Genomic DNA, 2,301 nt, shown 5'->3' with positions numbered 1-2,301 from the left:
TGTTGAAAGTGTCATAAGAAGAAGATAAAAGAGCTATTATTAAAGAAAAATGGAGGCAATAATGGATCAAATAGAAAGAATACTAAACTTAACTAAAAGACGAGGATTTGGAAAGACTAGGAAAATCAACAGAGGTAGATAAATGTAATACTAAGTTAGTTGGTAAAATAATATTTAAAGGCTTAATGAAGCTAATATTAATGGGTCAGAAAACAAGCTTAAGAGCACTAGAAATGGTAATAAATAGGTGTGTGATAGATAAAAATGATGATAAAAGTACAGTTACATACAGTGGCTTATCGAAAAGGTTAAAAGTTCTGATTATTTTAAAGGTGTATATATCGATTTAATAAACAAAGTGGAAAAATTATTGCCCAGAAAAACGTCACATAACTTACATAGATTCGATTCAACAATTATAAATTTATCAGGGTACCTTATAAAAGATGGGTTAAAAATAGGTGGTAAAAGCAATGACAGTCAAGTCAAAGTAAGCGTTGGATTAAAAGGCCAATTACCGACGAGTATAAGATTTTGTCAAGGGCAAGAAGAAAGTAGCGAAGATATAGCGCTGGTTAGAGCAATTAATGAAGCTAAAGTTAAAAAAGAGGATATTTTATTGTTTGATAGAAGGATTGCAAAAGTTGCAACTTTCACTGAGTTTGACAAAAAGGAATACAAATTTATCACAAGAACATACTTAAAAAGAAGGTACTGCGTTATAAGAGAGAATGAAATTACGCAAAAACAACAACCAGATGGATCGGAAATTTTGGAAGATAATATAGTGAATCTTTACAGCGGAAGCAGAGCAATAGCAAGTACGACTAATAAAAATTAAAAATAGAACAGAAGATGAAATATGGTTTTTGACCAACTTATTTGAAATACCGGCTTATGAAGTAACACAAATATACAGACGCAGGTGGGATATAGAAGTATTTTTCAAATTTATCAAGCAAAACCTCGGATATAAGCATTTTTTAAGCCATGACATGAATGGAATGAAAGTGTATATTTATATGATTATTATTACAGCTTTATTATTTCTTGTTTATAAAATAAGAAATAACTTAGACGGATTTAAGATAGCACTATTACAGTTTACATTAGATCTTAATGTGTACTAGACACAACTTAATCTGACAGGCAAGAATTAACTGACAGAAGGATTGAGGTAGTTAAAACTAATATCAGTCTCTTGTTTGATGCTACTAATATTTTTCTGAAAAGCAATATGTTTGCTATCAAGAAAAGTCTGCATCGGTGTTTTGCCATAGCAATATTTACCTGAATGAGGTCTTGTCTCATTGTAAGAACGCAACCAATGATCAACATCTATCTGCAAATCTTCCAAAGAACTGTAGATTTTCTTTCTAAAGATAATATTGTAACACTCATCTTGAATGTTCAAAAAAGTGTGTCAAACCGAAAAAAAGTAATAAATTGATATAAAAAAATGGAGGTTTGACAATGAGTCAAAAAGTAGTAAACAGAACTAACGGATTGGTAGATTATAAAGAGTTGGAAACAAATATCCTGTCGTCTATACGAGAAGGAAGACCGTTGACAGGAAAGGAGGGAGCATTAACACCATTTATAAAAAAGCTGCTGGAGGCGAGTCTAGAAGGTGAAATAGAAAACCATTTATTAGCTGAAAGTGAAGAAAATAATCGCAGAAATGGGAGGAATGGAAAGACTTTACGTACAAGTGCAGGTTCATTTGAGCTGTTAACGCCAAGAGATAGAGAAGGAAGTTTTGAGCCGCAAATAGTCAAAAAAAGGCAAACAAGCTTACATCCAGAGCTTGAAACGAAGATTTTGAGCACATTTGCCAGTGGTATGAGCTATAGAGATATAGCGTCACACGTTGAGGAAATTTATGATCACAAAATATCGGTAGCAGAGATATCAAGTATTACCGACAAATTACTGCCTATAATCAATGAATGGCGTAGTCGTCCACTGCAATCAGTATACCCGATAGTATTTATGGATGGGATGTTCTTTAAGGTCAAGGAGGATGGACATTGCGTAAGTAAATGTATGTACAATATATTGGGCATAGACCAAAATGGCAGAAAAGAAGTCCTGGGCTTTTATTTGGCTGAAAGTGAAGGAGCTAACTTTTGGTTGGAAGTGCTAAATAACCTCAAAGAAAGAGGAGTAGAAGATATTCTGATTGCATGTGTAGATGGGCTAAAAAGCTTTCCTGCAGCCATCAACAGTGTATTTCCCAGTGCAGAAGTGCAGCTATGTATAGTACACCAAATAAGAAATTCTCTGAAATATGTATCCAGT

Annotated in this window: 4 protein-coding genes and 1 pseudogene; 4 read left to right on the top strand and 1 reads right to left on the bottom strand. The window is 33.3% G+C overall.

Going from position 1 to position 2,301, the window contains the following annotated elements; all coding sequences use genetic code 11:
• Nucleotides 1–107: 107 nt before the first annotated feature.
• The 3 genes from Wcon_RS10040 to Wcon_RS10030 are packed head-to-tail and all read left to right on the top strand — an operon-like array spanning nt 108 to nt 1,130.
• Nucleotides 108–350, top strand: coding sequence for a hypothetical protein (locus Wcon_RS10040; RefSeq protein ID WP_114516947.1), 243 nt, complete (start codon nt 108–110; stop codon nt 348–350).
• Nucleotides 351–358: 8 nt separating this feature from the next.
• Complete coding sequence (locus Wcon_RS10035) at nt 359–841, top strand: hypothetical protein (RefSeq protein ID WP_114516948.1); 483 nt, start codon at nt 359–361, stop codon at nt 839–841.
• Nucleotides 842–869: 28 nt separating this feature from the next.
• Nucleotides 870–1,130 carry a transposase gene (locus tag Wcon_RS10030; protein ID WP_179947521.1) on the top strand — a complete coding sequence of 87 codons (261 nt, stop codon included), beginning with the start codon at nt 870–872 and terminating at the stop codon, nt 1,128–1,130.
• Between the two features lie 26 nt (nt 1,131–1,156).
• Here Wcon_RS10030 and Wcon_RS10025 read toward each other — a convergent pair.
• Nucleotides 1,157–1,384 (bottom strand): annotated as a pseudogene (locus Wcon_RS10025) (IS481 family transposase); the annotation flags it as partial.
• An 89-nt stretch (nt 1,385–1,473) separates the two neighbouring features.
• Here Wcon_RS10025 and Wcon_RS10020 point away from each other — a divergent pair.
• A partial coding sequence (locus Wcon_RS10020; RefSeq protein WP_114516781.1) for an IS256 family transposase occupies nt 1,474–2,301 on the top strand: 828 nt, incomplete at its 3' end.

It is taken from the genome of Wolbachia endosymbiont of Cylisticus convexus, assembly GCF_003344345.1.
This window is presented reverse-complemented; position numbering and strand designations above follow the sequence as displayed.